The organism is Streptomyces sp. NP160 (genome assembly GCF_006335115.1).
Taxonomy (GTDB): Bacteria; Actinomycetota; Actinomycetes; order Actinomycetales; family Quadrisphaeraceae; genus Quadrisphaera.
In genome coordinates this window covers 76,763-100,586 of record NZ_VDMJ01000015.1, presented here as the reverse complement: position 1 = coordinate 100,586, position 23,824 = coordinate 76,763, and the positions used below count along the sequence as shown (strand labels likewise).

The following is a 23,824-nucleotide window of genomic DNA, read 5'->3' as shown; positions in this document are numbered from 1 at the left end:
CCGAGCGCCCGGTTGCGGCTCCTGACCCCTCGGGAACCGCAGCCGGGCGCTCGGCTGCGGTTCCGGTGTCAGAAGTGGCCGAGCGTCGGCCAGGTGGTCGGCCGCCAGGCCAGCTGCGCTGACAGCCGCGCCACCGCGGCCGCCTCCCCGCGCACCCGTCCGGCCGCCGCCAGCGCCACGAGGGGGGTCTCCCCCAGGTAGGCGGCCGACAGCGCGCCGATGTCGCACGAGACGTCGGGCTCCGCCGCCGTGGCCACGGCCACGACGCTCCCCGCCTCCAGGTCGAGGCGCCACCGGCCGCCGGCCAGCCCCAGCGCGTCGTGCACCTCCAGCACGCACGCCCCCTCCGGCCCCAGCCACCCGCGGGCCGCGAGCGCCGCGGGCACGTCGAGCAGCCGGGTCCACAGGTGGTCGCTGGCCTCCACCGGCAGGGCTCGGCGGCGGTCGTGGAGGAGCTCGGGCAGCGGGTCGTCCAGGGGTCGGTCGGTGACGCGGACGCGGTCGACGATGTCCACCGACAGCAGGTGCTGCCACAGCGCCGCCTGCGCGGCGGGCGTGGCGGCGAAGAGGTCGCTGACCTCGAGGGTGGTGTCGTGCCGCATACCCTCCCACCGCTCGTGGGTGCGGTAGCGCGCGACGCCCGCGGCGGCGCCGGTGGCGTCGCGCGCCAGCAGCGCCGGCCGGCGGTCCGAGGACTCCTCGCCGGGCCCGGGAGCCAGGCCGAGCACCTCGTCCCAATACCGCTCCGGGCGCCGCACCGCGCCCGGGCGGGAGGCGGCGACGGCGGCGTGCAGCGCAGGGGCCTCGGCGCGCAGGTCGGCGTCCTCGACCAGCTCGACCACCACGTCCTCCACCGGAGCGGGCAGGTGCGCGAGCGGCGCCGGGGCGCGCACCTCGAGGACCTGCCCGCCGACGGCGGCACCGAAGCCGTACCGCCCGTAGATGGGCGCCTCCCCGGCGACGAGGTAGGCCATCGGCACGCCGCGCTCCTTCGCCGCCCGCAGATCGGCGGTGATCATCCGGGTGAGGATCCCGCGGCGGCGGTGGGTCGGCGCCACGGTGACGGAGCTGACGTGGTCGGTGAGCAGCGCGTGCCCCGGGCCGCCGGGCACGGGCAGCGGCCAGTCCCACGAGCGGTACGTGCCCACCACGCGCTCGCCGTCGAAGGCGCCGGTCAGCCGCTGCCCCTCCCACGCGGGCCGGCGGTGCTCGACGTGCTCGGGCGTGACGGTCCTGGGGTGCAGGAACGTCCGGCGGGAGGACGACAGCCACGCCAGCTGCTCGTCCGGATCGACCGCCCTGACCTCGACCTGCTGCCCGTGCTGCCGACGTGAGCTCACGGCCTCCACGCTAGGGGGCCAGCAGCGCCCGTCCCCCGGGGGTCATCAGCGGCAGGACCGCCTCCCAGGGCAGCACCACGCTCGTCACACCCGGGCCGAACTCCCCGCGCTGGAACCAGACCTCCACGCCGCTCGTCCCCGCCTGCCAGTCGGCGAACTGCTCCGCCGACGCCTCCAGCGGGCGCTCGGCGACGAGCCCGTCCTCGGCGCCGGCGTCGGTGGCCTCCTGCACGAGCACGGCCCAGGCCGCGTCGGGGTCGGCCAGCTGGTCGGCCAGGAAGACCGGCGAGGCGTCGTCGGCGGTGAGCGCCACGGTCGTCACCGACTCGACGGGCTCGGCGTCCACCGACGGCTCGTCGTACAGCTCGATGAGCACCTGCAGGGTCCGCCCGTCGTTGACGGTCACCTCGCTGCGGCCGGAGACGGCGTGGGGGCCGTCGGAGGCGGAGGCCACGCGCACGCCGTAGTCCGCCGACGCGCGCAGCCTGCTGTTGACGAGCTCGGCCGGGCCCGTGGCGACGACGGGCAGCCACACCTCGCACGGCGGGGCGCTCGTGCCGCACCCGTAGGGCTGGTCCTCGAGGCGTCCCAGCCCCTCCCGCGGGGTGGGGCGCGGCGGTGGCGCGGCGTCGGTGGCGTCGGCGCGCACGAGGCCCGTGGTCGGCGCCGGGCTCGTCGTCGTCGCGCCGCCGGTGGCGGAGGAGGAGGACGACCCGCCCCCCGAGCCCGTCCCCCCGGTGCAGGCGGACGCCAGCAGGGCGACGGCGAGGGCGCCGGCGCCCACCGCGAGCGCCGTCGTCGACCGGGTCACACCCCGATGCTGCCAGGCGACGGCCCGCAGGTGTCAGCCGTCAGCCGTCAGTCGTCGTCGCCGCTGCTGCTGACCAGCTCGGCCAGCGACAGCACCCGCGGGCGCTCCCGCAGCTCCTCGACGAGGACCACCTCGCCGGCGCCGTCCGTCAGCGGGACGCGCCAGTTGGGGTACTCGTCGGAGGTGCCGGGCTGGTTCTGCGTGCGGCGGTCGCCGACGGCGTCGGTGAGCGCGACGCCGACCAGCTTGGCGGGCGTGGCCAGCAGGAACGCGTGCAGGGCCTCCACCACCTCGCGCTCGGTGGGCCGCTCCCCCAGCAGGCCGAGGTCGCGCAGCTGCGCCAGCACCGCGGCGCGGTCGGCCTCGTCCGCGGCGCGCTCCTCCTCCACCGAGCGCGTGAGCAGGCCGAGGCGGTCGCGCAGGTCGATGTGCTCCCCGGCGAGGTAGCCGGCGGTCGGCGGCAGGTCGTGGGTGTTGACCGTGGCCAGGCACAGCTCGCGCCAGGACTGCGGCGGCAGCGGCTGGCCCTCGCCGTCCTTCTCGAACCAGAGCACGGACGTGCCGAGCACGCCGCGCTCGGTGAGGTAGCCGCGCACCCAGGGCTCGACCAGGCCCAGGTCCTCCCCGACGACGACGGCGCCGGCGCGGGCGGCCTCCAGGCAGAGGATGCCGACGAGCGCGTCGTGGTCGTAGCGGACGTAGGTGCCCGCGCCCGGCCCGGAGCCGTTGGGCACCCACCACAGGCGGAACAGGCCGAGGACGTGGTCGACGCGGATGCCCCCGGCGTGGCGCAGGATCGTGCGGACCATGTCGCGCCACGGCGCGTACCCGGCCTCGGCCAGGGCCACCGGCTGCCACGGCGGCTGGGACCAGTCCTGGCCCTGCTGGTTGAAGGCGTCCGGCGGGGCACCCACGGAGACGCCGGTGGCGAGCACGTCGCGCAGCGCCCAGGCGTCGGCACCGGACGGGTGCACGCCCACGGCGAGGTCGTGCATGACGCCGAGGGCCATGCCGGCCTCGGTGGCGGTCGCCTGGGCGCGGGCCAGCTGCTCGTCGCACTGCCACTGCAGCCACTCGTGGAACTCGATGGCGCCCGAGAGCTCCTCGCGCAGCCGCTCGACCAGCGGCGAGCCGACGCGGGAGGCCTCCTGCGGCCAGGGCTGCCCCTCGCCGAAGTGCTCGATCATCGCGGCCCACAGGGCGTAGTCGGCGAGGCCCTGGCCCTCGCGGACCCGGAACGCGTCGAAGGCGGCCTGCCGGGCGGGGCTGCGCCCCGCCTCGAAGACGGTCTTCAGCGCGGTGCGCTTGGCGGCCCACACGGAGTCCCTGTCGAGCTGGCCGGGGTCGGTGTTGCGGGCCATGAGCGGCTCGGCCTGCCACTCCACGAGGGCGTGGTCGGTGGCGGGCAGGTAGGCGAACTCCCGCACGTCCTCCACCCGCAGGTAGATCGGGTTGGTGAACCGGCGCGTGGTGGGCAGGTAGGGGCTGTCCTGCTGGTGGCCGACCGGCTCGGCGGCGAGCAGCGGGTTGATGAGCAGGAAGTCGGCGCCCAGGTCGCGGCCGGACCAGTCGAGCAGCTCGCCGAGGTCGGCCAGGTCACCGAGGCCCCACGAGGCGCGACTGCGCACCGAGTACAGCTGCGCCATGAAGCCCCAGCGGTGACCGGGGCCGGCGATCGCCTCGGGCAGCTCCAGCAGGTCGGGGGTGACCACGAGCGGCGCGGTGGCCTCCCGGACCGCGGAGGCCCCGCCCCCGGTAGTGACGAGCAGCTCGTGGTAGCCCGTCGGGAGGTCGGTGGGCAGGGCGTACAGCTGCTCCTCACGCCGCTCGCCGTCCACCTCGCGGGCACCGGCGGCGTCACCGGAGGACGCGCGCGCCAGCTCGTGCTGCCCGCCGTCCTCCAGCACCACCGAGACGTGCACCTGCGTGCCGGCGGCCACGTGCACCGGCACGGTGGCCTCCCGGCCGGACCTCACGACGACGACCGGCGGCAGCGCCCGGCGCCACGGCGCCAGCTCGTGCGCGGCCAGGGCGGCCTCGACGTCGTCCTCGCTGCTGCAGGCGATGCCCATCGCGCTCAGCACCGCCACGACCGTGGCGCGCGAGACGGTGATGTGGCCGCCCTTCCAGTCCCAGTACTCGGTGGCCACGCCGTGCGCGGCGGCCAGCTCCACGAGCCGGGGCGAGGGCTGCTCCGACGGGTCGATGGAGAGGGTCGGCTCGTTGCCGTGCACGGTGGTGCGGACCTCCAGGTCCGGTCCGGAGGTGGTGGCGGTGCCGCCCCGCCCGTCGTCCTCGCTGCGGGCCAGCACGGACTGCGGGCTGTCACTCACGCGGAGCTCCTGGGTGGTGCGGGCGCGGCTGCGCGCGTCGTCTGGCGTCTTGGGAGGGTACGGCGCCAGCCTGCCCGCCGGGGGCCCGCCGCGCGAGCGGGCGCGCCGGAACGGTCGCGCCCCACCCGCACTCCCGCGCGGTGGACGCCACCCGGGCCCCGCCCGGCGGTCGGCGGCGCCGCCTAAGGTCGGGAGGCGTGTCGTCGTCCTCGCCGTCTGCCCCCGCAGCCCCCGTGGCGTACCCGCCCGCCGAGCGGCTCGACCTCGTCGAGGAGCTCCCCACGCACGATCCCCGCTACCGCGTCGCCGACCCCTACCGGTGGCTGGAGGACGACGACGACGAGCGCACCCGCGCCTGGTCCGCGGCGCAGGACGCCCTGTTCGCCGCCGAGCGGGCCACCTGGCCGGGCCGCGACGCCGTCGCCGCTCGCATCGCGCAGCTGCTGTCGGCGGGAGCGGTCGGCCCGCCGGTGTGGCGCGGCGACCGGTGCTTCCGCGCCCGCCGCGACCCGGGCCGCGACCACCCGCAGCTCCTCGTCTGCGAGAGGGGAGCGGGCGGCGCCGTCGAGGAGAGGGTGCTCATCGACCCGCTGGTGTGGGACCCCACCGGCAGGACGACGCTCGACGCGTGGCAGCCCTCGCGGGAGGGCCACCTGCTCGCCTTCCAGCTGTCCGAGGGCGGCAGCGAGGAGAGCGTGCTGCGCGTGCTCGACGTCGCCACCGGCGAGGTGGTCGACGGTCCCGTCGAGCGGGTCCGCTACTCCCCCGTCTCCTGGCTGCCGGCCTCGGAGGAGGACGGCGCGCGCTTCTTCTACGTCCGCCGGCTCGCGCCGGAGGGCCTGCCGGCCGGCGAGGAGAAGTACCACCGCCGCGTGTGGCTGCACCGGGTCGGCGCCGACCCGGACGCCGAGCCCGGCGACGGCGGCGACGTCGAGGTGTTCGGCGCCGGCCAGCCCACCACCACCTACTACGGCGTCGGCACGTCGCTGGACGGGCGCTGGCTGGCGGTGACGACGTCGGTGGGCACGTCCCCGCGCTCGGACTGCTACCTCGCGGACCTGGCCGCCGACGGCGGCCTCGCCGCGGGCGTCCCCCAGCTGCAGCCCGTGGCCGTGGGGCTCGACGCGCACACCAGCGCCGGCGTCGGCCGCGACGGCCGCCTCTACGTGGGCACCGACCTCGGCGCGCCGCGCGGGCGCCTCGCCGTCGCCGACCCGGCCGACCCCGAGGGGCTCGGACCGGACCGCTGGCGCGACCTCGTCGGCGAGCGCGAGGACGCCGTCCTGGAGGACTACGCCGTCCTGGACGGCCCGGAGCTCGAGCAGCCGCTGCTGCTGGTCGCATGGACGCAGCACGCCGTCGCCCGGCTCACCGTGCACGACCTCGCCAGCGGCGAGCAGCTCCCCGGCGACCGGGGGGCGGTGGCGCTGCCCGGCGCGGGCAGCCTCGGCGGGCTGCGCGGCCGGCCGGACGGCGGCCACGAGGCGTGGTTCACCTGGACCTCCACCGCCGAGCTGCCGAGCGTCCTGCACTGGGACGCCCGCACGGGCGAGCTGACCGTCGAGGCCACGGCGCCGGGTCTGGCGTCGATGGGCGAGCTGCCCGCCGTCGTCACCCGCCAGCTCGAGGTGACGAGCCTGGACGGCACCGTGGTGCGGGCCCTCGCCGTCGCCCGCGCCGACGCCTTCGCGCCCGCCGGCGCGGCCGCTCCGGCGGCCCCCGCGCCGACCGTCCTGTACGGCTACGGCGGCTTCGGCCACACCATGACGCCGGGCTACTCCGCCACGGCGCTGGCGTGGGTCGAGGCCGGCGGGGTGTGGGTGGTCGCCGGGCTGCGCGGTGGCAACGAGGAGGGCGAGGCGTGGCACCGCGCGGGCATGCTCGCCGCCAAGCAGAACGTCTTCGACGACTTCCTCGCCGTGGCCGACGCGCTCGCCGAGCGCGGCTGGACCACGCCCGCGCAGCTCACCATCAGCGGCGGCTCCAACGGCGGGCTGCTCGTCGGGGCGGCGCTCACGCAGAAGCCCCAGGCGTTCGCCGCGGTGCTGTGCTCGGCGCCGCTGCTCGACATGGTCAGGTACCAGCTGCACGGGCTCGGGGCCACGTGGTCACCGGAGTACGGCGACGCGGACGACCCCGACGACCTCGGCTGGCTCCTCGCCTACTCCCCGTACCACGCGTGCTCGCCCGACCCGGCGTCCGTGGACTACCCGGCGGTGCTCTTCACCGTCTTCGACGGCGACTCCCGCGTCGACCCCCTCCACGCCCGCAAGCTGTGCGCGGCGCTGCAGCACGCCACCCGCTCCGACCCGCGCGAGCGGCCGGTGCTGCTGCGGCGCGAGGCCGGTGTCGGCCACGGCGCCCGCGCGGTCTCCCGGACGGTCCAGCTGGCCGCCGACACGCTGTGCTTCGCCGCCGCGCACACCGGCCTGCCGCTCGGTCAGGACGGCGACGGGACGCCCGCGTGATCCCCGCTGCCCTGCTGCACGTCCTCGCCAGCACGGCGACGGCCACCCCGACGCCGTCGCAGTCCTCGTCGGCCGCCTCGGAGGCGACCGCGGCCATCACGCAGTTCAACGACTCGGTGACGTCGATCCCGTGCATCCCGGGGAACGGCACGTTCTGCGGCCTGCTGGTCGACGTCGGCGTGGACGTGCGGTGGGCGCAGTTCCTCATCCTCTACGGCACGCCGGTGCTCAAGGTCGTCCTCACGATCGTCGCGGGGCTCGTCCTGCGCAGCGTCGCGCACCGGGCGATCGGCGCCCTCTCGGAGCGGATCGCCAGCGGCGAGGCGCAGCCCGGCCAGTCCCGCTGGTGGCGCGCCGGGCGCGGCCGCGAGACGCGCGCCTCGGAGGCGAGCACCGCCCACCACGGAGGCACGCTCGCCTACGAGCGGCGGGCCCAGCGGGCCCGGACCCTCGGCTCGGTGCTGCGCAGCCTCACCACGGCCGTGGTCGTGACCGTCGTCGCCCTGCTCGTCATCGGCCAGCTCGGCATCCCGCTGGGACCGCTGCTCGCCGGTGTCAGCGTGGTCGGCGTCGCCGTCGGCTTCGGGGCGCAGACGCTGGTCAAGGACTTCCTCGCCGGCATCTTCATCATCGCCGAGGACCAGTTCGGCGTCGGCGACTCGGTCAACCTCTCCGCCGACGCCCAGGGCACGGTCGAGGCCGTGAGCCTGCGCGTGACGCGGCTGCGCGGCGTGGACGGCACCGTCTGGTACGTCAGGAACGGCGACGTGCTGCGGGTGGGCAACCGGTCGCAGGGCTGGTCGCGCGCGGTGCTCGACGTCGACGTGCCGTACTCCGCCGACGCCGCGCGGGTGGCGGAGGTCCTCGACGAGGTGGGCGAGCAGCTCCACGCCGACGAGGAGTGGCGGCGCCACCTGCTGGAGGAGCCGCAGGTGTGGGGCATCGAGGCCCTCAGCCTCGACAAGGTGGTGGTGCGCCTCGCGGTGCGGACCGCACCGCTGCAGCAGTGGTCTGTCTCGCGGGAGCTGCGGGCGCGCATCAAGGCGCGCTTCGACGCCGAAGGCATCGGCCACCCCGTCGACGAGCCCGCCGAGCCCGCCGACGACGCCCCTGCGCCGGCCGCCGCCGCGCCCGCCGGCCCCTCGCTGCCGCCGGGCAGCCAGGGCCCGCCCACGGGCCCGTCCCCCCACCGCTGACCCACCGGCCCCTCTGCGCAGCCTCCTCGAGAGCGTTGACGTCGCCCCGCCGTGACGCACTTTCCGCGGAAAGTGCGTCACCGGGCGCGTGGGTGGCGCACTTGCCGCGGAAAGTGCAGGAAAGGCGGGCGGCGGTCGGGTCGCGGGCGGCGGGGCCCCGGCGGAGGATCTCGGCATGGCCGAAACGTCCGGCACCACGGGCACTCCAGACCGCACCGGATCCGCGGCAGACGCTCCGGACTCCCCTGCCGACTCCCCCGCCCCCGCCCGCATCGACCTCGCCGGGCTGCCCCGCGGCGAGGGTCGCCTCGCCCTCGTCACGGGCGTCACCGGCTACATCGGGGGCCGCCTGGTGCCCGAGCTGCTGGCCGCCGGCTACCGCGTGCGGGCCTTCGCCAGGAACCCCCAGCGACTGCGCGACAGGCCGTGGGCCGAGCACGTGGAGATGGTCGAGGGGGACGCCTCCGACGCCGAGTCCGTCGCGAAGGCGATCGACGGCGTCGACGTCGCCTACTACCTGCTGCACTCCCTCGGCACCGGGCGCACCTTCGAGTCCCGCGACCGGCACCTCGCGCTGATCTTCGGCAAGGCCGCTCGCGAGGCGCACGTCGGCCGCGTCGTCTACCTCGGCGGCCTCTACCCGTCCGGCGAGGAGCTCTCCCCGCACCTGCTGGGCCGCAAGGAGGTCGAGGACATCCTCCTGGCCTCCGGCGTCCCCGTGACCGTGCTGCGCGCCGCCGTCATCCTGGGGTCCGGCTCGGCGAGCTTCGAGATGCTGCGCTACCTCACCGAGCGCCTCCCGATCATGATCCGCCCCAAGTGGCTGGCCAACCGGATCCAGCCGATCGCCGTCCGCGACGTGCTGCGCTACCTCGTGGGCGCGGCGGCCATCCCGGACGACGTGAGCCGCGGCTTCGACATCGGCGGCCCCGACGTCGTCACGTACCTGCAGCTCATGCAGCGCTACGCCAAGGTGGCCGGCCTGCCCAAGCGGTACGCGATCCCCGTGCCGGTGCTCACGCCGCACCTGTCCAGCCACTGGGTCAACCTCGTCACGCCGGTGCCGCACACCATCGCGGGCGCCCTCATCGGCTCGATCGTGCACGAGGTGGTGGTGAAGGAGCGCGACATCACCCAGTACGTCCCCGACCCGCCCGGCGGCCTGCTGGGCGTCGACGAGGCCATGGAGCTGGCCCTGGCGAGGGTGCAGGACTTCGACGTCCAGACGTCCTGGCGCTCCGCGTCCACCCCGGGCGCGCCCTCCGACCCGCTCCCCAGCGACCCCGACTGGTCCGGCGGCGCGCTGTACGTGGACGACAGGTCGAGCACCGTCGACGCCACGCCGCGCCAGCTGTGGACCGTCATCGAGGGCATCGGCGGCGTCAACGGCTGGTACTCGTGGTCGCTCGGCTGGCGCGTGCGCGGGCTCATGGACATCGGCGTCGGGGGCCCCGGGCTGCGGCGCGGCCGCGCCAACCCCTACGACCTCACCGTCGGCGACGCCCTCGACTGGTGGCGGGTGGAGGAGATCCGCGACCTGGAGCTGCTGCGCCTGCGCGCCGAGATGCGCCTGCCCGGTGAGGCGTGGCTGGACCTGTGCGTGGAGACCGACGACTTCGGCCGCACGGTCTTCCGCCAGCGCGCGATCTTCCACCCCAAGGGGCTGAGCGGCTTCCTCTACTGGCAGGCCATCAAGCCCTTCCACGGCGTGGTGTTCGGCGGCATGCAGCGGAACATCGCCTCGGCCGCGGCGGCGGTCAAGGAGAGCGACGAGCGCTGGAAGCCGTCGCGTGCCTCCTGAGCCGCTGACCCCGGGGTCACCGCGGGTGGTCTGGATCACGGGGGCGAGCAGCGGGATCGGACTGGCGACCGCACTGGCGTGCGCCCGCCGCGGTGACCGCCTGCTGCTGTCGAGCCGCGCCGAGGGGCCGCTGCAGGAGGCGGCCCGGCAGTGCCGCGCCCTCGGCTCCGCCGACGTGCTGGTCGCTGCCCTGGACATCGCCGACGACGACGCCGTCCGCCGCGCCTCGGCCACGGCGGTGCAGCGCTGGGGGCGCCTCGACGTCGTCGTCCAGAACGCCGGGGTGGCGGCCTACGGCCGCGTCGACGAGGTCCCGGCGGAGGTGCTCGAGGGCGTGCTGCGCACCAACGTGCTCGGCGCGGCGCTCGTGGCCTCGGAGGCGGTGAGGACGTTCCGCCACCAGGGCCAGGGGACGCTCGTGGTGGTCGGGTCGGTGCTGGGGCGCATCACCGTGCCGTGGATGGGCGCCTACAACGCGACGAAGTTCGCGCTGCGGGGCCTGGTGCGCACCATGCAGCAGGAGAACCGCGACGTGCCGGGGATCCGCATCTCGCTGGTGGCGCCCGGCGGCGTGGACACGCCGATCTACGACCAGTCGGCCACCGTGCTGGGGAGGCGCAACCGACCGCCGTACCCGGTCTCCTCCCCGGAGCACGTCGCGGAGAAGGTGCTGCGCGCCGCCGACCGCGGCTCCGCCTGGCACCGCGAGCTGGACGCCGGGTGGGCCAACCCGGCCATGAAGGCGGCGTACGCGCTGGCCCCCGGGCTGTTCGACCTCCTGTCGCGCCCGGCGATGCGGACGCTGGGCTTCGCGCTCGGCAAGCGCCCGAACGGGCCGGGCAACGTGCTCGCGCCGCAGCCTCACGAAGAGGGTCTGCGCCAGCGGCGGTAGCCGCGCCACCGGCCACCTGACAGTCCTCCGACACCTCGGAGAACAGCCCTGACCTGCACTGAAACGCTCGTTACGCGCGCGTTACACAGGGAAATGGCAGTGTCATGACACTGCCGTCTGATCTGCCTCGCCGGCCGGTGACCCACCCAGCCGCCGGCCCGCGCAGACCAGAAGAGGTGTCCCGTGCTGCCCCTGACCCGCCGCCTGCTCACCGTCCCCGCCGTCGTCCTCACCGGGGCCCTCGCCCTGACCTCCTGCGGCGCCAAGGCCGGCGAGTCCGCCGCCGGCGGCGCTGCCGACAGCTGCGTGGACACGTCCGGCGACAGCGTCAAGGTGGGCTTCATCAACTCGCTGTCCGGCACCATGGCCATCTCGGAGACGACCGTCAGCGAGTCGCTGCAGATGGCCGTCGACGAGATCAACGCCGCGGGCGGCGTCGCGGGCAAGCAGCTCGACGTGGTGGCCGAGGACGGCGCCTCCGAGCCGGCGACCTTCGCGGAGAAGGCCGAGAAGCTGGTCCGCCAGGACTGCGTCGCCGCCGTCTTCGGCGGCTGGACCTCCTCCTCGCGCAAGGCGATGCTGCCGGTCTTCGAGACCAACAACAGCCTGCTCTTCTACCCCGTGCAGTACGAGGGCCTCGAGTCGTCGCCGAACATCTACTACACCGGGGCGACCACCAACCAGCAGATCATCCCCGCCCTGGACTGGCTGAAGCAGCAGGGGAAGTCCAAGATCTTCCTGGTCGGCTCCGACTACGTCTTCCCCCGCACGGCCAACAAGATCATCAACGCCTACGCGGCCGCCAACGGCATGACCGTGGTCGGCGAGGAGTACACCCCGCTGGGCTCGACCGACTTCACCACGATCGCCAACAAGGTCGCCTCCTCGGGCGCGGACGCGGTCTTCAACACCCTCAACGGCGACTCCAACGTCGCCTTCTTCCGCCAGTACAAGAGCCTGGGGCTCGCCCCCGAGACGCTGCCGGTGGTCTCCGTGTCCATCGCCGAGGAGGAGGTCGGGGGCATCGGCGTGGAGAACCTCGTCGGCCAGTACACGGCGTGGGACTACTACCAGACCCTCGACACCCCCGCGAACACCACCTTCGTCAACGACTTCAAGGCGGCCTACGGCGCCGACCGCGTCACCTCAGACCCGATGGAGGCCGCCTACACCTCGGTCTACCTGTGGAAGGCGATGGTGGAGAAGGCCGGCTCGTTCGAGACGGACGCCGTCAACGACGCCGCCGACGGCGTCAGCTTCGACGCCCCCGAGGGCACCGTCACGGTCGAGGGCGACAACAACCACATCACCAAGACCCCGCGCATCGGCCAGGTGGACGCCACCGGCCTCATCGACACCGTCTGGGAGGCCCCGCAGCCCGTCGAGCCCGACCCCTACCTCAAGACCTACCCCTGGGCGGCGGGCATCGCGGGCTGAGGCCGGCGGGGCGCGCGAGGAGGGAGGCGTCGTGGACGTCATCGCGTCGCAGGTGGTGGCCGGAGCGAGCATCGGCTCCGTGCTGCTGCTGGTGGCCATCGGGCTCTCGCTGACCTTCGGCCAGATGGGGGTGATCAACATGGCCCACGGCGAGTTCATCATGGCCGGGGCCTACACCGCCTACGTGGTGCAGCAGCTGCTCGGCGACGCCGGGCTGTCGCTGCTCGTGTCGCTGCCGGTGGCCTTCGCCGTGGGCGGCCTGCTCGGGGCGCTGCTCGAGCAGCTGCTCGTGCGGCACATGTACCACCGGCCGCTCGACACGCTGCTGGCCACCTTCGGCGTCTCGCTCGTGCTGCAGCAGGCGGCGCGCGACGTCTTCGGCGCTCCCGCCGTCGACGTGCGCACGCCCGCCTGGCTGCAGGGCAACGTCGAGGTGCTCGGCACGGCCGTGCCGCTGGCCCGCCTGTTCATCCTCGGTGTGGTGGTCGTGGCGGTCGGCGGGCTCGCGCTGCTGCTGACCACCACCGCGCTCGGCCGGCGCATCCGCGCCGTCGTCCTGAACCGCGACCTCGCCGAGACCTCCGGCATCTCCACCCGCGCCACCGACCGGCTGACCTTCGTGATCGGCTCCGGGCTGGCCGGCGTGGCGGGCGTGGTGCTGACCCTCGTGGGCTCCACCGGGCCGACGCTCGGCACGAGCTACATCGTCGACGCGTTCCTCGTGGTCGTGGCCGGGGGCATCGGGCAGATCCGCGGCGCCGTGCTCGCCGCCTTCGGTCTGGGGCTGCTGCAGGCCTTCATCGAGCTGTCGACGACGGCGAGCATCGCCAAGTTCCTCATCCTCGTGATCGTCGTGGCCTTCTTGCAGGTCCGCCCGCAGGGTCTGTTCACGGTGCGCACGCGGAGCCTCGCGTGAACGGCGGGCTGGGGGTTCCCAGCCGCCGCGGCTCGCTCGTGGGCACCGGGGCCCTGGCGGTGGCGCTGCTCGTGCTCGCCCCGCTCGTGCTGTCCGACTTCCGGCTCGCCCTGCTCGGCAAGTTCATCTGCTTCGCCATCGTCGCGGTGGGCATCGGCATCGCCTGGGGCCGCGGCGGCATGCTGACCCTCGGCCAGGGGGTCTTCTTCGGCATCGGCGGCTACGCCATGGCCATGCACCTCAAGCTCGCCGACGCCGAGCTGGGCGGCGGCTCCGGCGTGCCGGACTTCATGCTCCTGTACGGCGACGGCACCGTGCCGTGGTGGTGGGAGCCGTTCCGCAGCCCGCTGGTGACCCTGCTGGCCGTGCTGCTCCTCCCCGCGCTCGTCGCCACCGCGCTGGGACTGGCGATCTTCACCCGCCGCATCAAGGGCGCCTACTTCGCCATCCTCTCCCAGGCGCTGGTCGCGGCGTTCGTCGTGCTGCTCGTCGGCCAGCAGCAGACCACCGGCGGCACGAACGGCCTCAACGGCTTCCGGTCGTTCTTCGGCTACTCGCTGGCCGACCCCGCCAACCGGACCACGCTGTACTACCTGGCAGCCGGCGTGCTCATCGCCTCGGTGGCGCTGTCAGCCGCGCTGCAGCGCAGCCGCTTCGGGGAGCTGCTCGTGGCCACCCGCGACGCCGAGGAGCGGGTGCGCTTCCTCGGCTACGACCCGGCCCTGGTCAAGACCGCCGCCTTCGCGCTGGCGGCCGTGCTCGCGGGTGTCGCGGGGGCGCTGTTCGTGCCGATCGTCGGCATCATCTCCCCCGCCGACATCGGCGTCGTCCCGTCGATCATCTTCATCGTCGGCGTGGCCGTGGGCGGCCGGGCGGGGCTGTTCGGTCCCGTGCTGGGAGCGATCGGCGTCGCCTGGGCGGAGACCAGCCTGTCGGAGGCGTTCCCCTCCTTCTGGAGCTACTTCCAGGGCGCGCTGCTCATCGCCGTCATCGCCCTCCTCCCCGGAGGAGCGGCCTCGCTGGTCGACCGGCTGCGCGAGCGCCTTCGGCCGCGCGGCTCGGTCGGGGCCACCCCGCCAGAGGATCCCGAGGAGCCGCGACGGTCGGCCGCGGCTCGGGCCGACCAGCCCACCGACCAGCCCACCGGACAGGAGGTCCACCCGTGAGCCCGCGCACCGTCGACGTCCTGGGAGCCCCCGAGGACGTCGCCACCGGCCAGGCCAGCCCCGTCTCGCTGGTGGTCACCGGGCTGCGCGTGCAGTTCGGCGGCTTCACGGCCGTCTCGGACGCCAGCTTCGACGCCCACCCCGGGGAGGTCCGCTTCCTCATCGGGCCCAACGGAGCCGGCAAGACCACCTGCATCGACGCCGTCACCGGTCTGGTGAAGGGCACCGGCTCGGCCAAGCTCGGCGACGACGAGCTGCTCGGCCGCCCGGTGCACCGCACCGCGCGGCTGGGGGTGGGCCGCACCTTCCAGACGGCCAGCGTCTTCGAGGAGATGTCGGTGCTGCAGAACCTCGACATCGCCGCGGGGATGCACCGCAGACCGGTGGCGCTCGTGCGGCCCCGCCGCGGCGCCGACCCCCGCGTCGAAGCGGCCGCCGAGCAGATCGGGCTGGCCGGCGCCCTCGGCCAGCGCGCCGGGACCCTGTCGCACGGGCAGAAGCAGTGGCTCGAGATCGGGATGCTCCTCGTGCAGGACGCTCGCGTGCTGCTGCTGGACGAGCCGGTGGCCGGGATGAGCCACGACGAGCGCACGGCTACCGGGCAGCTGCTGCAGCGGATCGCCGAGCACCGGGCCGTCGTCGTCGTCGAGCACGACATGGACTTCGTGCGGCGCTTCGCCTCCCGGGTGACGGTGCTGCACCAGGGCGCGGTCATCAGCGAGGGGTCGATCGCGCAGGTGCAGGCCGACCCGCGCGTCCAGGAGGTCTACCTGGGCACCTCGGCGGGCCGCGGGCACGAGGGCTCCGGCTCCGGCTCGACGACCGACGACGACGAGGGGGCACGCGCATGACGCTGGAGCTGCAGGGAGTGGACGCCGGGTACGGGCGCACGCAGGTGCTGCGCGGGGTGGACCTGGCGAGCGAGCCCGAGGGCGTGGTGGCCGTGCTGGGCCACAACGGCGCCGGCAAGACCACGCTGGTGCGCGTGGCGGTGGGACTGCTCCGCCCCACCCGGGGGCGCGTGCTGTGGGAGGGCGAGGACATCACGTCGCTGGCCCCCCACCGCCGGGTGGCCCGCGGGCTGGCGTACGTGCCGCAGGGGCAGCAGTCCTTCGGGCAGCTGACCACCATGGAGAACCTCCAGCTGGTGGCCGATCGCGTCCGCCCGCGAGCGCGTCGCGGCGCGCTCGTCGACGCCGCGGTCGAGCGCTTCCCCGCCCTGACGGCCGTGGCCACCCGCAAGGCCGGGCTGCTCTCGGGCGGGCAGCGCCAGCAACTGGCCATCGCCCGGGCGCTCATCACCGAGCCCAGGCTGCTGGTCCTCGACGAGCCGACCGAGGGCATCCAGCCGAACGTGGTCGCCGAGATCGAGACGGCGGTGACGGACCTCGCGGCGAGCGGCACGGCGGTGCTGCTGGTGGAGCAGCACGTCGGCTTCGCCCTGGCGGCCGCGGCGCGGTACGTGGTGCTGGCCGCCGGGCGGGTGGCCAGCAGCGGCGACGGCGGCGAGGACGCTCACGGCGGGGTGCGCGAGGCGCTGAGGATCTGAGGCGCCGGGCACCCGAGGTGGCTGGGCCCCCACGAGTGGTCACCACCTGCAACGCCGTCGCAACGGGGGCGCAACACTCGTGGGGCGTCATCGGGTGACCCTTGGTGGTGCTGGACGCGCGAGGAGGACGAGGGGTGCGGCGGTCGCGGGGCGGGGACGCGCTGGACGCCGCCCAGGACTCCTTGGAGGACTACGCCTTCCGGTACGTGCCGCGCAGCTTCCGCCGCTGGAGCACCTCTGCGGTCGGGGTCACCTCGCTGGGCTCCATCGCGTTCCTGGCCGACTTCTCCATCGGCGCGAGCGTCGCCGTGGTCCACGGCAGCACCAGTGCGGTCCTGGGCATCGCGCTCGCCTCGGCGATCATCTTCGTGGTCGGGGCACCCGTGGCGCACTGCGCGGCGCGGTACAACCTCGACCTCGACCTGGTGGCCCGCGGCGCCGGCTTCGGCTACTACGGCTCGATCATCACGACGCTCGTCTTCGCGGGCTTCACCTGCATCTTCTTCGCGCTCGAGGGCGCGATCATGGCGCAGGGCCTGCACGCGGTGCTGGGGGTCCCGCTGCCGCTCGGCTACCTCGTCTCCACGGTGGTGGTGGTGCCGATCGTCGTGCACGGGATGCGGGCGCTCGAGCCGCTGCAGGCCTGGACCACCCCGCTGTGGCTGGTGCTGGCGCTGCTGCCGCTGGCGTGGCTGGTGGTGTCCGACCCCGCGGTCCTGGACGACTTCGCGAGCTTCCCGGGGACCTCGTCCGCCGGCGGCGCCGCCACGCTCAGCGGCGTCGTGGCGAGCGCGGCGGTCTGCTTCGCCCTGACCCCGCAGCTGGCCGAGCAGGTCGACTACCTGCGCTCGATGCCCCCGCGGACCCCCGCCAACCGCCGCTCGTGGTGGACCTGGACGGTGCTCGCCGGGCCGGGGTGGGTGCTGTTCAGCGGCGTGAAGCAGGTGCTCGGTGCGCTGCTCGCGGCCTACCTGCTCACCCGCGTCGACCCGGGGATGGGCGCCCGCGCGGTGGAGCCCGTGCAGCAGTTCCTCGCCCTGTACAGCGAGCTGGTGCCCGCGTGGCTCGGGGCCGTCGCGACGCTGCTGCTCATCGTCGTCGCACAGGTGAAGATCAACGTCACCAACGCCTACTCCGGGTCCCTGGCGTGGCTCAACGTCTGGACCCGGGTGCGGCGCAGCTACCCGGGGCGCACCGTGTTCGTGCTGTTCAACCTCGCGATGGCGCTGGGGCTGATGCTGCTCGACGTCTTCTCGCTCATCGGCTTCGTGCTCAGCCTGTACGCCAACGTCGTGATGGCGTGGCTGGTGACGATCGCCGTCGACCTCGTGGTGGTGCGCCGCGTGCTCGGCCTCGGGCCGCGCCACCCCGAGTTCCGCAAGGGCATGCTGCACGGGTGGAACCCCGTGGGGCTGGTCTCCGTGGGGTTGTCGTCGGCGCTGTCCCTCCTGACGTTCTTCGGCGCGTTCGGCGAGGCCGCCCGGTCGTTCTCGGTGCTCGTCGCCATCAGCGTCGCAGCCCTGACCACGCCTGCTGTGGCCGCGCTCACCCGGGGACGCTGGTACCTGCGGCGGACGGACGACGGCATCGGCTCCCCGCTCGTCGACGGCGACGGCAACCCGTCGGGCCAGCGCCTGCGCTGCCACGTCACCGGGTACCTGTTCGAGCGCCCGGATATGCTCGCGTCCACCCAGGTGGGGTCCTCCGGAGAGCCCTTGTACGTCTCCTCGCTGGCGCTCACCCTGGACCCCACCGACAGGTACCTGCTGCCGCCGGAGCCCGCTCCCGGTCCGCACCGGACCGAGGCGCGAGGGAGGTGAGCACAGCGATGGGTGACAGCCGCGAGGGCCGCGACACCGCGTCCGCCGTGCTCGCCGCCGCCAGCGCGATGCTCGACGAGCTGCCCCTCGACGACATCTCCTACCGGCTGCTGGGGGACGCCGTCGGCGTGGCCGAGCGCACGGTCTTCCGCCACTTCCCCACCCGCGCGCACCTGCTGACGGGCCTGGCCCAGCGCATCGACGAGCTGGAGATGCCCTTCCAGCCCTTCCTCACGGCCACCGAGTTCCGCGCCTCGACCCGCCAGCGCTTCCTCGCCTTCGACGCCGCCCCCCGCAAGGCGGGGGTGCTCGCCCGCTCGGCCGCCGTCTCCCCGGTCAGCAGCACCGAGCCCGACTTCCTCACCCACGCCGTCACGGCGGTGGTGGAGCACGAGCTCCCCGGCGTCAACCGCCGGGACCTGCGGCGGGCCACAGGAGCGCTGCGCACCTTCGCCGCGCCGCTGTTCTGGGCGCACGCCCGCACCCGCCTCGGGGTCGACGGCGCCGGAGCCGCGGACGTGCTCGACGCGGTGACCGAGCGGGTCCTGGGGGCACTGCGGACCGCCGGTGCGCCCGCGCCCCAGGCGGCGTCCGCGGACCCGAGCGCATGAGCGCGGTGCCGTCGGGCGGCGCGGCCCGGCACCCCGACCAGACCCCTGCGCCGGACCTGACGCGGTCCCAGCTCGCGGTCCTCACCGCCTACGTGGCGCTCATCGAGGAGCTGGGCACCGACGACGTGCCCTTCCGCCTCATCGCCCGCCGCTCCGGCGTGGCCGAGCGCACCGTCTACCGCAGCTACCCCACCCGTGCCCAGCTGCTGGCGGCCACCGCCGCCTGGCTGGAGGCCACCGTGTTCGCCCGCGAGCCCGCCGCCTCCGTGTTCGACCTGCCGCTCACGGTGCGCGAGTCGATGCGCGGCTACGCCGAGCGGCCGGAGCTGGCGCACGTCGTGGCGGAGACCACGCTGCGCACGGAGCTCGAGGAGCCGCCGCTGGCGCCGTCCGAGCCGGCCGCGGCGCGCCTGGTGCGCGAGGAGCTGGTGGGCACCGAGGACTCCGCGCAGGGCCACCTGGCCGCGGCCCTCACCCACCTCGACTCCGCCGCCACCTGGGTGGTGCTGCGCCGAGAGCTGCAGATGGACGACCGGGACGCCGCCGACGCCGCGGCCTGGGCCGCCGAGGTGGTCCTGCAGCCCAGCCGCTGGGACGCCGCGCCGCGGTGAGCGGCGATGATGGACGGGTGATGCCGTCGTCCTCCTCTCCCCAGCAGGGCCCCCGCGCGGGGATCGGCCTGGGCCGTTCCGTGCCGGCCGAGCAGCAGAGCTTCTACGCGCTGGTGGGTGGGCACGAGACCTTCGTGCGCCTGGTCGATGCGTTCTACGAGGGTGTCGCGCAGGACCCGCTGCTCCGCCCGATGTACCCGGAGGAGCAGCTGGACGGCGCCCGCGAGCGCCTGACGCTGTTCCTGGAGCAGTACTGGGGCGGGCCGAGCACCTACTCGGAGACCCGCGGGCACCCGCGGCTGCGGATGCGGCACGCGGGGTTCCACATCGGGCCGGCGGCGCGGGACGCGTGGCTGACGCACATGCGCGCCGCGGTCGACTCGCTGGCGCTGCCCCCGATGCAGCACGAGGTGCTGTGGGACTACCTCGACCGCGCGGCCCACAGCCTGCTGAACACCTTCGAGGACTGACCCCACCGTCCACCGCCCTGCGCACTTTCCGCGGGAAGTGCACCAAGACCCCCTCCTCCTCGCACTTCCGGCGGAAAGTGCGAGGAGGACACCGCGCGAGACGCCGCGAGGCCCCCGTCCCCATCAGGGGCGAGGGCCTCGGGCGTCTCGTGGGGGTCGCGTCAGCGGCGACCGAGGCGGCGCTCGGAGGGCGCCGCGGTGTAGGTGAGGCCGTAGTGGGCGAAGACGTCGCCCTCCTGCTCGGCGCGCAGCTCTCCGTCGGTCTCGATGGAGGGCGCGTCCTTGACCCGGTTCTTGGGGTAGGCGACCTTCACGTAGCCGGGGCCGACGACGGCGTCGTCGATGGGCACGAAGACGAGCTTCTTGCTCATCACGCCCACCGTGACGGTGGCGAAGGCGGGCTCGTCGGAGGCGGTGTCGACGTAGATCGACTCGAGCTTGCCGATCTTGTCACCGGCCTCGTCGACGACGTCCTCACCGCTCCACTCGCGGATGTTCCCCACACGAACTGGCATGCCCCGAACGCTAGCGATCAGGGCGCTCGCCCGCCCGCCGAGGCGGCGCCCGCCCGGCGCGTCGCTCAGCCCTCGCGCCAGGTGTCGTCGGTCAGCGTCGAGGCGCCCATCGCTGCCTGCAGCAGCATGCCGCCGTCCACGGGGATGCTGGCGCCCGTGACGTAGGAGGCGGCGTCGCGGCACAGGAACGCCACCACCTCGGCGATCTCCCACGCGGACCCGACCCGTCCCAGCGGCACGCCGGGGCGGCGGACGTCGTCGGAGCCGGAGGTGACGTCGGCGTCCTCGTTGCCCGTCAGCGGCGTGGCGATCTCTCCCGGGGCGACGGCGTTGACGGTGATCCCGTGCTGCGCCAGCTCCTGCGCGGCGTTCTTCACCAGCCCGCCCAGGCCGTGCTTGGCGGCCACGTACGGGTCGGAGGTCACGCGCGGGGTGTGCTCGTGGACGCTCGTGATGGCCACCAGCCGGCCGCCCTGCCCGTCGGTCATGCGGCGGGCGGCCGCCTGCAGCGCCACGAAGGCGCCGTCGAGGTTGAGCGCCACGTCGTGGCGCCAGACGTCGTAGGGGAGCTCGAGGAACGGCTGGCTCGCCGTGCCGCCGCCGGCGTTGGAGACGAACGCCCACAGGCGCCCGCCGAGCTCGTCGGCGATCTCGTCGATGACCGCAGCACCGGCGGGCAGGTCGTGCGCGAGGTCGAGCTGCCGGACGACGGCGCGCCGGCCCAGCGCCCGGACCTCCTCGGCGGCCTCCTGCGCCCCCTGCTCGTCGGAGTGGAAGGTGATGCCGACGTCCATCCCGTCCCGGGCCAGGGCGACGGCGGTGGCCCGGCCGATGCCGGAGTCGGAGGCGGTGACGATGGCGGTGGCGTTCTCGGGGCGGCTCATGCCCGTCCCCTACCCCGTCCGCGGCGCCCGAGCGACGGTGGCGACGATCGACATCGGGGCCGACCGATGAGTCCTCTCGGCGGGACCGGTCGACTCGTGTGCCTGCAGACACCACGCTGACGAGCAGCGCTCACGCCACCACCACTGCGCCACAGGAGGCACCGCTTGATCCGCGCCCGCGGGCTCGCCCGCACGTTCACCACCCGCCGAGGGGCCGTCCACGCGGTCCAGGGGGTCGACCTCGACGTCGCCCGCGGCGAGGTGGTCGGCTTCCTCGGTCCCAACGGGGCCGGCAAGACCACCACCATGCGCATGCTCACCACGCTGCTCGCCCCCACCGCGGGCGAGGCGCAGGTGGTGGGCTGCGACCTGCGCACCGACCCGGTCGGCGTGCGCCGGCGCATCGGGTACGTGCCGCAGTCGGGCTCGTCGTCCCCGGAGGCCCGGGTCGGCGAGGAGCTGGTCGACCACGCCGCCCTCTACGGCATCCCCAAGGCCACCGGGAAAGCGCGGGGCCAGGAGCTGTTCTCCCGCCTCGACCTCGACGGCGTCTGGGACCGCACCGTCCGCACGCTGTCCGGTGGGCAGCGCCGCCGCCTCGACATCGCCAAGGGCCTCGTGCACGACCCGGAGCTCGTCTTCCTCGACGAGCCGACCACGGGCCTGGACCCGCAGTCGCGCGCCAACCTGTGGACCCACATCTCCGGGCTGCGCGACACCCACGGCACCACGGTGTTCCTCACCACGCACTACCTCGACGAGGCCGACGCGCTGTGCGACCGCATCCTCGTCATCGACCACGGGTCGATCGTGGCCGAGGGCACCCCCGACGCGCTGAAGCAGCGCGTCAGCGGTGACGCCGTGGAGCTCGAGCTCGACGACGCCAGCCGCACCGGCGATGCCCTCGCCCTGGTCAGGGCGCTGCAGGGCGCGACCGACGCCGTCGTCGACACCTCCGGCGCCACGCCGAGGGTGCGGGTCCGCGTGCCCTCCGGCGGACGGGCGCTGCCCGGCCTGCTGCGCCAGCTCGACGCCGCCGGCGTGGCGCTGGCCGCCGTGGACGTGCGCCGCCCGACGCTCGACGACGTGTTCCTGGAGATGACCGGCAGGTCGCTGCGCGAGGGAGGAGAGGGCTGATGCGCGTCTTCTGGCGCGACACCTGGACGGTGTTCTGGAGGGCCATGCGCATGTCGCTGCGCAACCCGGCGTGGGTGATCATCGGGCTGGCCCAGCCGGTGCTCTACCTGGTGTTCTTCGGGCCGCTGCTGGAGCCGCTGGCCGGGCAGCTCGGCACGGGCAACGCCTACCAGCTCTTCGTGCCGGGGATCATGGTGCAGCTGGGCATCTTCGGGGCGATGTTCGTGGGCTTCGGCCTCATCGCCGAGCTGCGCGCCGGCGTGGTGGAGAGCCAGCGCGTCACGCCCGCCTCCCGCACCGCGCTGCTGCTGGGCAGGGTGCTGCGCGACGTCGTCGTCCTGTTCGTCCAGGCGGTGCTGCTCGTGCTGGTGGCCCTGCCGATGGGGCTGCGCGCCCCGGTGGCGGGGGTGGTGCTCGGCGTGGTGGTCGTGGCGCTGCTGGGGGCGTCGCTGAGCTCGGTCTCCTACGCGGTGGCCCTCACGGTGAAGAGCGAGGACGTCATGGCGCCCCTGCTCAACGCGGTGGCGTTCCCCGTGCTGCTGCTCTCGGGGATCCTGCTGCCGATGTCGCTGGCGCCCGGCTGGCTCGAGACGCTGTCCGAGGTCAACCCGTTCAAGCACGTCGTCGACGGGGTGCGCGCGGCCTTCGCCGGCGGCATCACTGACACGGCGTCCTGGGTCGGCGCGCTCATCACGCTCGCGCTCGTGGCGCTCGGGCTCTGGTACGGCACCCGGACGTTCCGGCGCGAGTCGTCCTGACCGGCGGCCGCGGTCAGGCCAGCAGCGGGCGGCGCCCCAGCACGTGACCCCGTCGCGTGGACAGGCGCCGCCACGGCCCGGCCGCGGCCGTCGCCACCGGCGCCCCGGCGTCCGGGTGGTCGGCGGGAGGCAGGAACCCCAGCGCGTCGGCGGCGCGTGCGAGGGCGGCCGCGAGGTCGCGCGGGTCGGCGGCGGCCTGTGCGCGCAGCGCGGAGGCCTCCTGCGGCGGGGTCGGGACCCAGCCGCTGCGCGGCGGCAGGAGACCCGCCCAGGCGGTGCCGGGGCCGACGTCCACCGGGGGCACCGCCAGCTCGGTGAGCGGCCCGCTCGGCGGGTCGCCGCCGAGGCCGCTGCGCCGGGCGAGGCGGTCGGCCAGGGCCGCCAGCTCGACGACGACGTCGAGGTGCTGCTCCCCGGCCCCCGGTGCCAGCGCGACGGTGCGCAGGCCGAGCACGGTGGGCAGCCCGGAGCCGTGCAGCGGACTCACCCACACGGCGAGCACCCCCTGCGCCGCCACGAGGCGGGCGGCGCCGCCGGCGTCGGCCCGGGCCGCCCGCGAGACCAGCACGGCCAGGTCGTCCAGGGCGCGCGGGTCGGCGGGGACGAGCGGTGCGGGCGGCTCCCCGGGCGGCTCGTGGCGCGGCGGCGGGACGCTCACCGCGAGCGCCTCCGGAACGGCACGGGCTCGTCGAGCCAGCCCTCGAGCACCTCCCGCTCGTGGGCGGACAGGCGGCGGGTGGCCCCGCTGGTGAGGTCGTACGCCACGCAGGTGGTGGCGGCGCGCACGTAGACGGTGCGGGCGCCGCTGTCGGCGTCCTCGTCGTAGACCTCGTAGCCGATCTCGAAGCTCGCCCCGCCCACCGAGGTGATCCACAGGTCGGCGGGGACGGGCGCGAGGCGCCAGACCAGCGGCGCGAGGTACTCGACCTCGTGGCGGGCCACCACCACGCCGCTCTCGAGGAGGCTGGGCCCACCGCCGTCGCGCAGGTCCTCGAAGGCGTGCACGCGCACCTCCTCCAGCAGCCTGAGCACCTGCACGTTGTTGACGTGCCCGAACGCGTCCATGTCGGACCACCGCACCGTCACCGGGACGCACCTCTTCGCCACGC

Annotated in this window: 22 protein-coding genes; 15 read left to right on the top strand and 7 right to left on the bottom strand. The window is 74.8% G+C overall.

Features of this window, described 5'->3' with window-relative positions; translation table 11 throughout:
- Window positions 1-68: 68 nt before the first annotated feature.
- The 3 genes from FHN55_RS09460 to malQ are packed head-to-tail and all read right to left on the bottom strand — an operon-like array spanning window position 69 to window position 4,484.
- Entirely contained in the window at window positions 69-1,340 is a 1,272-nt protein-coding gene (locus FHN55_RS09460) for a GNAT family N-acetyltransferase (protein ID WP_180357730.1), read from the bottom strand.
- A 10-nt stretch (window positions 1,341-1,350) separates the two neighbouring features.
- Window positions 1,351-2,151 carry a hypothetical protein gene (locus tag FHN55_RS09455; RefSeq protein WP_139712056.1) on the bottom strand — a complete coding sequence of 267 codons (801 nt, stop codon included), beginning with the start codon at window positions 2,149-2,151 and terminating at the stop codon, window positions 1,351-1,353.
- Window positions 2,152-2,198: 47 nt separating this feature from the next.
- On the bottom strand, window positions 2,199-4,484 hold the full coding sequence (malQ, locus tag FHN55_RS09450; protein ID WP_257570830.1) for a 4-alpha-glucanotransferase: 2,286 nt from the start codon (window positions 4,482-4,484) through the stop codon (window positions 2,199-2,201).
- 197 nt (window positions 4,485-4,681) lie between these two features.
- On the opposite strand from malQ, the gene FHN55_RS09445 reads away from it, so the two are divergent.
- The 13 genes from FHN55_RS09445 to FHN55_RS09385 all read left to right on the top strand — a co-directional run bounded on the left by FHN55_RS09445 (window position 4,682) and on the right by FHN55_RS09385 (window position 19,421).
- Entirely contained in the window at window positions 4,682-6,952 is a 2,271-nt protein-coding gene (locus FHN55_RS09445; protein WP_139712055.1) for a prolyl oligopeptidase family protein, read from the top strand.
- On the top strand, window positions 6,949-8,148 hold the full coding sequence (locus FHN55_RS09440) for a mechanosensitive ion channel family protein (protein ID WP_139712054.1): 1,200 nt from the start codon (window positions 6,949-6,951) through the stop codon (window positions 8,146-8,148). Before FHN55_RS09445 ends, FHN55_RS09440 begins: the two co-directional genes overlap by 4 nt.
- A 175-nt stretch (window positions 8,149-8,323) precedes the next feature.
- On the top strand, window positions 8,324-9,949 hold the full coding sequence (locus tag FHN55_RS09435) for an SDR family oxidoreductase (RefSeq protein ID WP_139712053.1): 1,626 nt from the start codon (window positions 8,324-8,326) through the stop codon (window positions 9,947-9,949).
- Between the two features lie 25 nt (window positions 9,950-9,974).
- A complete protein-coding gene (locus tag FHN55_RS09430) occupies window positions 9,975-10,841 on the top strand; it encodes an SDR family oxidoreductase (protein ID WP_218974509.1) in 867 nt (288 codons plus the stop codon).
- 186 nt (window positions 10,842-11,027) lie between these two features.
- The gene (gene urtA, locus FHN55_RS09425) at window positions 11,028-12,278 is read left to right on the top strand and encodes an urea ABC transporter substrate-binding protein (protein WP_218974527.1); all 1,251 of its coding nucleotides are present in this window, start codon (window positions 11,028-11,030) and stop codon (window positions 12,276-12,278) included.
- A gap of 31 nt (window positions 12,279-12,309) precedes the next feature.
- Window positions 12,310-13,194: an urea ABC transporter permease subunit UrtB gene (gene urtB / locus FHN55_RS09420; protein ID WP_139712051.1), complete on the top strand. Its 885-nt coding sequence runs from the start codon at window positions 12,310-12,312 to the stop codon at window positions 13,192-13,194.
- Entirely contained in the window at window positions 13,191-14,360 is a 1,170-nt protein-coding gene (urtC, locus tag FHN55_RS09415; protein WP_139712050.1) for an urea ABC transporter permease subunit UrtC, read from the top strand. The genes urtB and urtC overlap by 4 nt, the downstream gene beginning before the upstream one ends.
- Before the next feature lie 20 nt (window positions 14,361-14,380).
- Entirely contained in the window at window positions 14,381-15,211 is an 831-nt protein-coding gene (urtD, locus tag FHN55_RS09410) for an urea ABC transporter ATP-binding protein UrtD (RefSeq protein WP_139712182.1), read from the top strand.
- Window positions 15,208-15,909 carry an ATP-binding cassette domain-containing protein gene (locus FHN55_RS09405; RefSeq protein WP_139712049.1) on the top strand — a complete coding sequence of 234 codons (702 nt, stop codon included), beginning with the start codon at window positions 15,208-15,210 and terminating at the stop codon, window positions 15,907-15,909. The genes urtD and FHN55_RS09405 overlap by 4 nt, the downstream gene beginning before the upstream one ends.
- 134 nt (window positions 15,910-16,043) lie before the next feature.
- On the top strand, window positions 16,044-17,729 hold the full coding sequence (locus FHN55_RS09400; protein ID WP_218974508.1) for a cytosine permease: 1,686 nt from the start codon (window positions 16,044-16,046) through the stop codon (window positions 17,727-17,729).
- On the top strand, window positions 17,726-18,340 hold the full coding sequence (locus FHN55_RS09395; protein ID WP_139712047.1) for a TetR family transcriptional regulator: 615 nt from the start codon (window positions 17,726-17,728) through the stop codon (window positions 18,338-18,340). The genes FHN55_RS09400 and FHN55_RS09395 overlap by 4 nt, the downstream gene beginning before the upstream one ends.
- Entirely contained in the window at window positions 18,337-18,951 is a 615-nt protein-coding gene (locus FHN55_RS09390; RefSeq protein ID WP_139712046.1) for a TetR/AcrR family transcriptional regulator, read from the top strand. The genes FHN55_RS09395 and FHN55_RS09390 overlap by 4 nt, the downstream gene beginning before the upstream one ends.
- Window positions 18,952-18,968: 17 nt before the next feature.
- The gene (locus FHN55_RS09385) at window positions 18,969-19,421 is read left to right on the top strand and encodes a globin (protein ID WP_257570828.1); all 453 of its coding nucleotides are present in this window, start codon (window positions 18,969-18,971) and stop codon (window positions 19,419-19,421) included.
- A 161-nt stretch (window positions 19,422-19,582) separates the two neighbouring features.
- Here FHN55_RS09385 and FHN55_RS09380 read toward each other — a convergent pair whose 3' ends face one another.
- A complete protein-coding gene (locus FHN55_RS09380) occupies window positions 19,583-19,936 on the bottom strand; it encodes a PRC-barrel domain-containing protein (RefSeq protein WP_139712045.1) in 354 nt (117 codons plus the stop codon).
- 65 nt (window positions 19,937-20,001) lie between these two features.
- Window positions 20,002-20,820, bottom strand: a complete 819-nt coding sequence (locus FHN55_RS09375; RefSeq protein ID WP_139712044.1) for an SDR family oxidoreductase — start codon at window positions 20,818-20,820, stop codon at window positions 20,002-20,004.
- A 165-nt stretch (window positions 20,821-20,985) separates the two neighbouring features.
- Between FHN55_RS09375 and FHN55_RS09370 the strand changes: the two genes are divergently transcribed.
- Together FHN55_RS09370 and FHN55_RS09365 are read left to right on the top strand one after the other, a co-directional pair.
- Window positions 20,986-21,957 carry an ATP-binding cassette domain-containing protein gene (locus tag FHN55_RS09370; protein ID WP_139712043.1) on the top strand — a complete coding sequence of 324 codons (972 nt, stop codon included), beginning with the start codon at window positions 20,986-20,988 and terminating at the stop codon, window positions 21,955-21,957.
- Complete coding sequence (locus FHN55_RS09365; protein ID WP_139712042.1) at window positions 21,957-22,715, top strand: ABC transporter permease; 759 nt, start codon at window positions 21,957-21,959, stop codon at window positions 22,713-22,715. Before FHN55_RS09370 ends, FHN55_RS09365 begins: the two co-directional genes overlap by 1 nt.
- Window positions 22,716-22,728: 13 nt before the next feature.
- Here the strand turns inward: FHN55_RS09365 and FHN55_RS09360 are convergent, their stop codons facing one another.
- Together FHN55_RS09360 and FHN55_RS09355 are read right to left on the bottom strand one after the other, a co-directional pair.
- Window positions 22,729-23,373, bottom strand: coding sequence for a hypothetical protein (locus FHN55_RS09360; protein WP_218974507.1), 645 nt, complete (start codon window positions 23,371-23,373; stop codon window positions 22,729-22,731).
- Window positions 23,370-23,822 carry a thioesterase family protein gene (locus FHN55_RS09355; protein ID WP_257570827.1) on the bottom strand — a complete coding sequence of 151 codons (453 nt, stop codon included), beginning with the start codon at window positions 23,820-23,822 and terminating at the stop codon, window positions 23,370-23,372. Before FHN55_RS09355 ends, FHN55_RS09360 begins: the two co-directional genes overlap by 4 nt.
- Between the last annotated feature and the right edge of the window lie 2 nt (window positions 23,823-23,824).

Coding starts and splice junctions, on each gene's coding strand:
- FHN55_RS09390 (WP_139712046.1), top strand. CDS start 18,337: ATGAGCGCGGTGCCGTCGGGCGGCGCGGCCCGGCACCCCGACCAGACC.
- FHN55_RS09380 (WP_139712045.1), bottom strand. CDS start 19,936: ATGCCAGTTCGTGTGGGGAACATCCGCGAGTGGAGCGGTGAGGACGTC.
- FHN55_RS09435 (WP_139712053.1), top strand. CDS start 8,324: ATGGCCGAAACGTCCGGCACCACGGGCACTCCAGACCGCACCGGATCC.
- FHN55_RS09405 (WP_139712049.1), top strand. CDS start 15,208: ATGACGCTGGAGCTGCAGGGAGTGGACGCCGGGTACGGGCGCACGCAG.
- FHN55_RS09365 (WP_139712042.1), top strand. CDS start 21,957: ATGCGCGTCTTCTGGCGCGACACCTGGACGGTGTTCTGGAGGGCCATG.
- FHN55_RS09375 (WP_139712044.1), bottom strand. CDS start 20,820: ATGAGCCGCCCCGAGAACGCCACCGCCATCGTCACCGCCTCCGACTCC.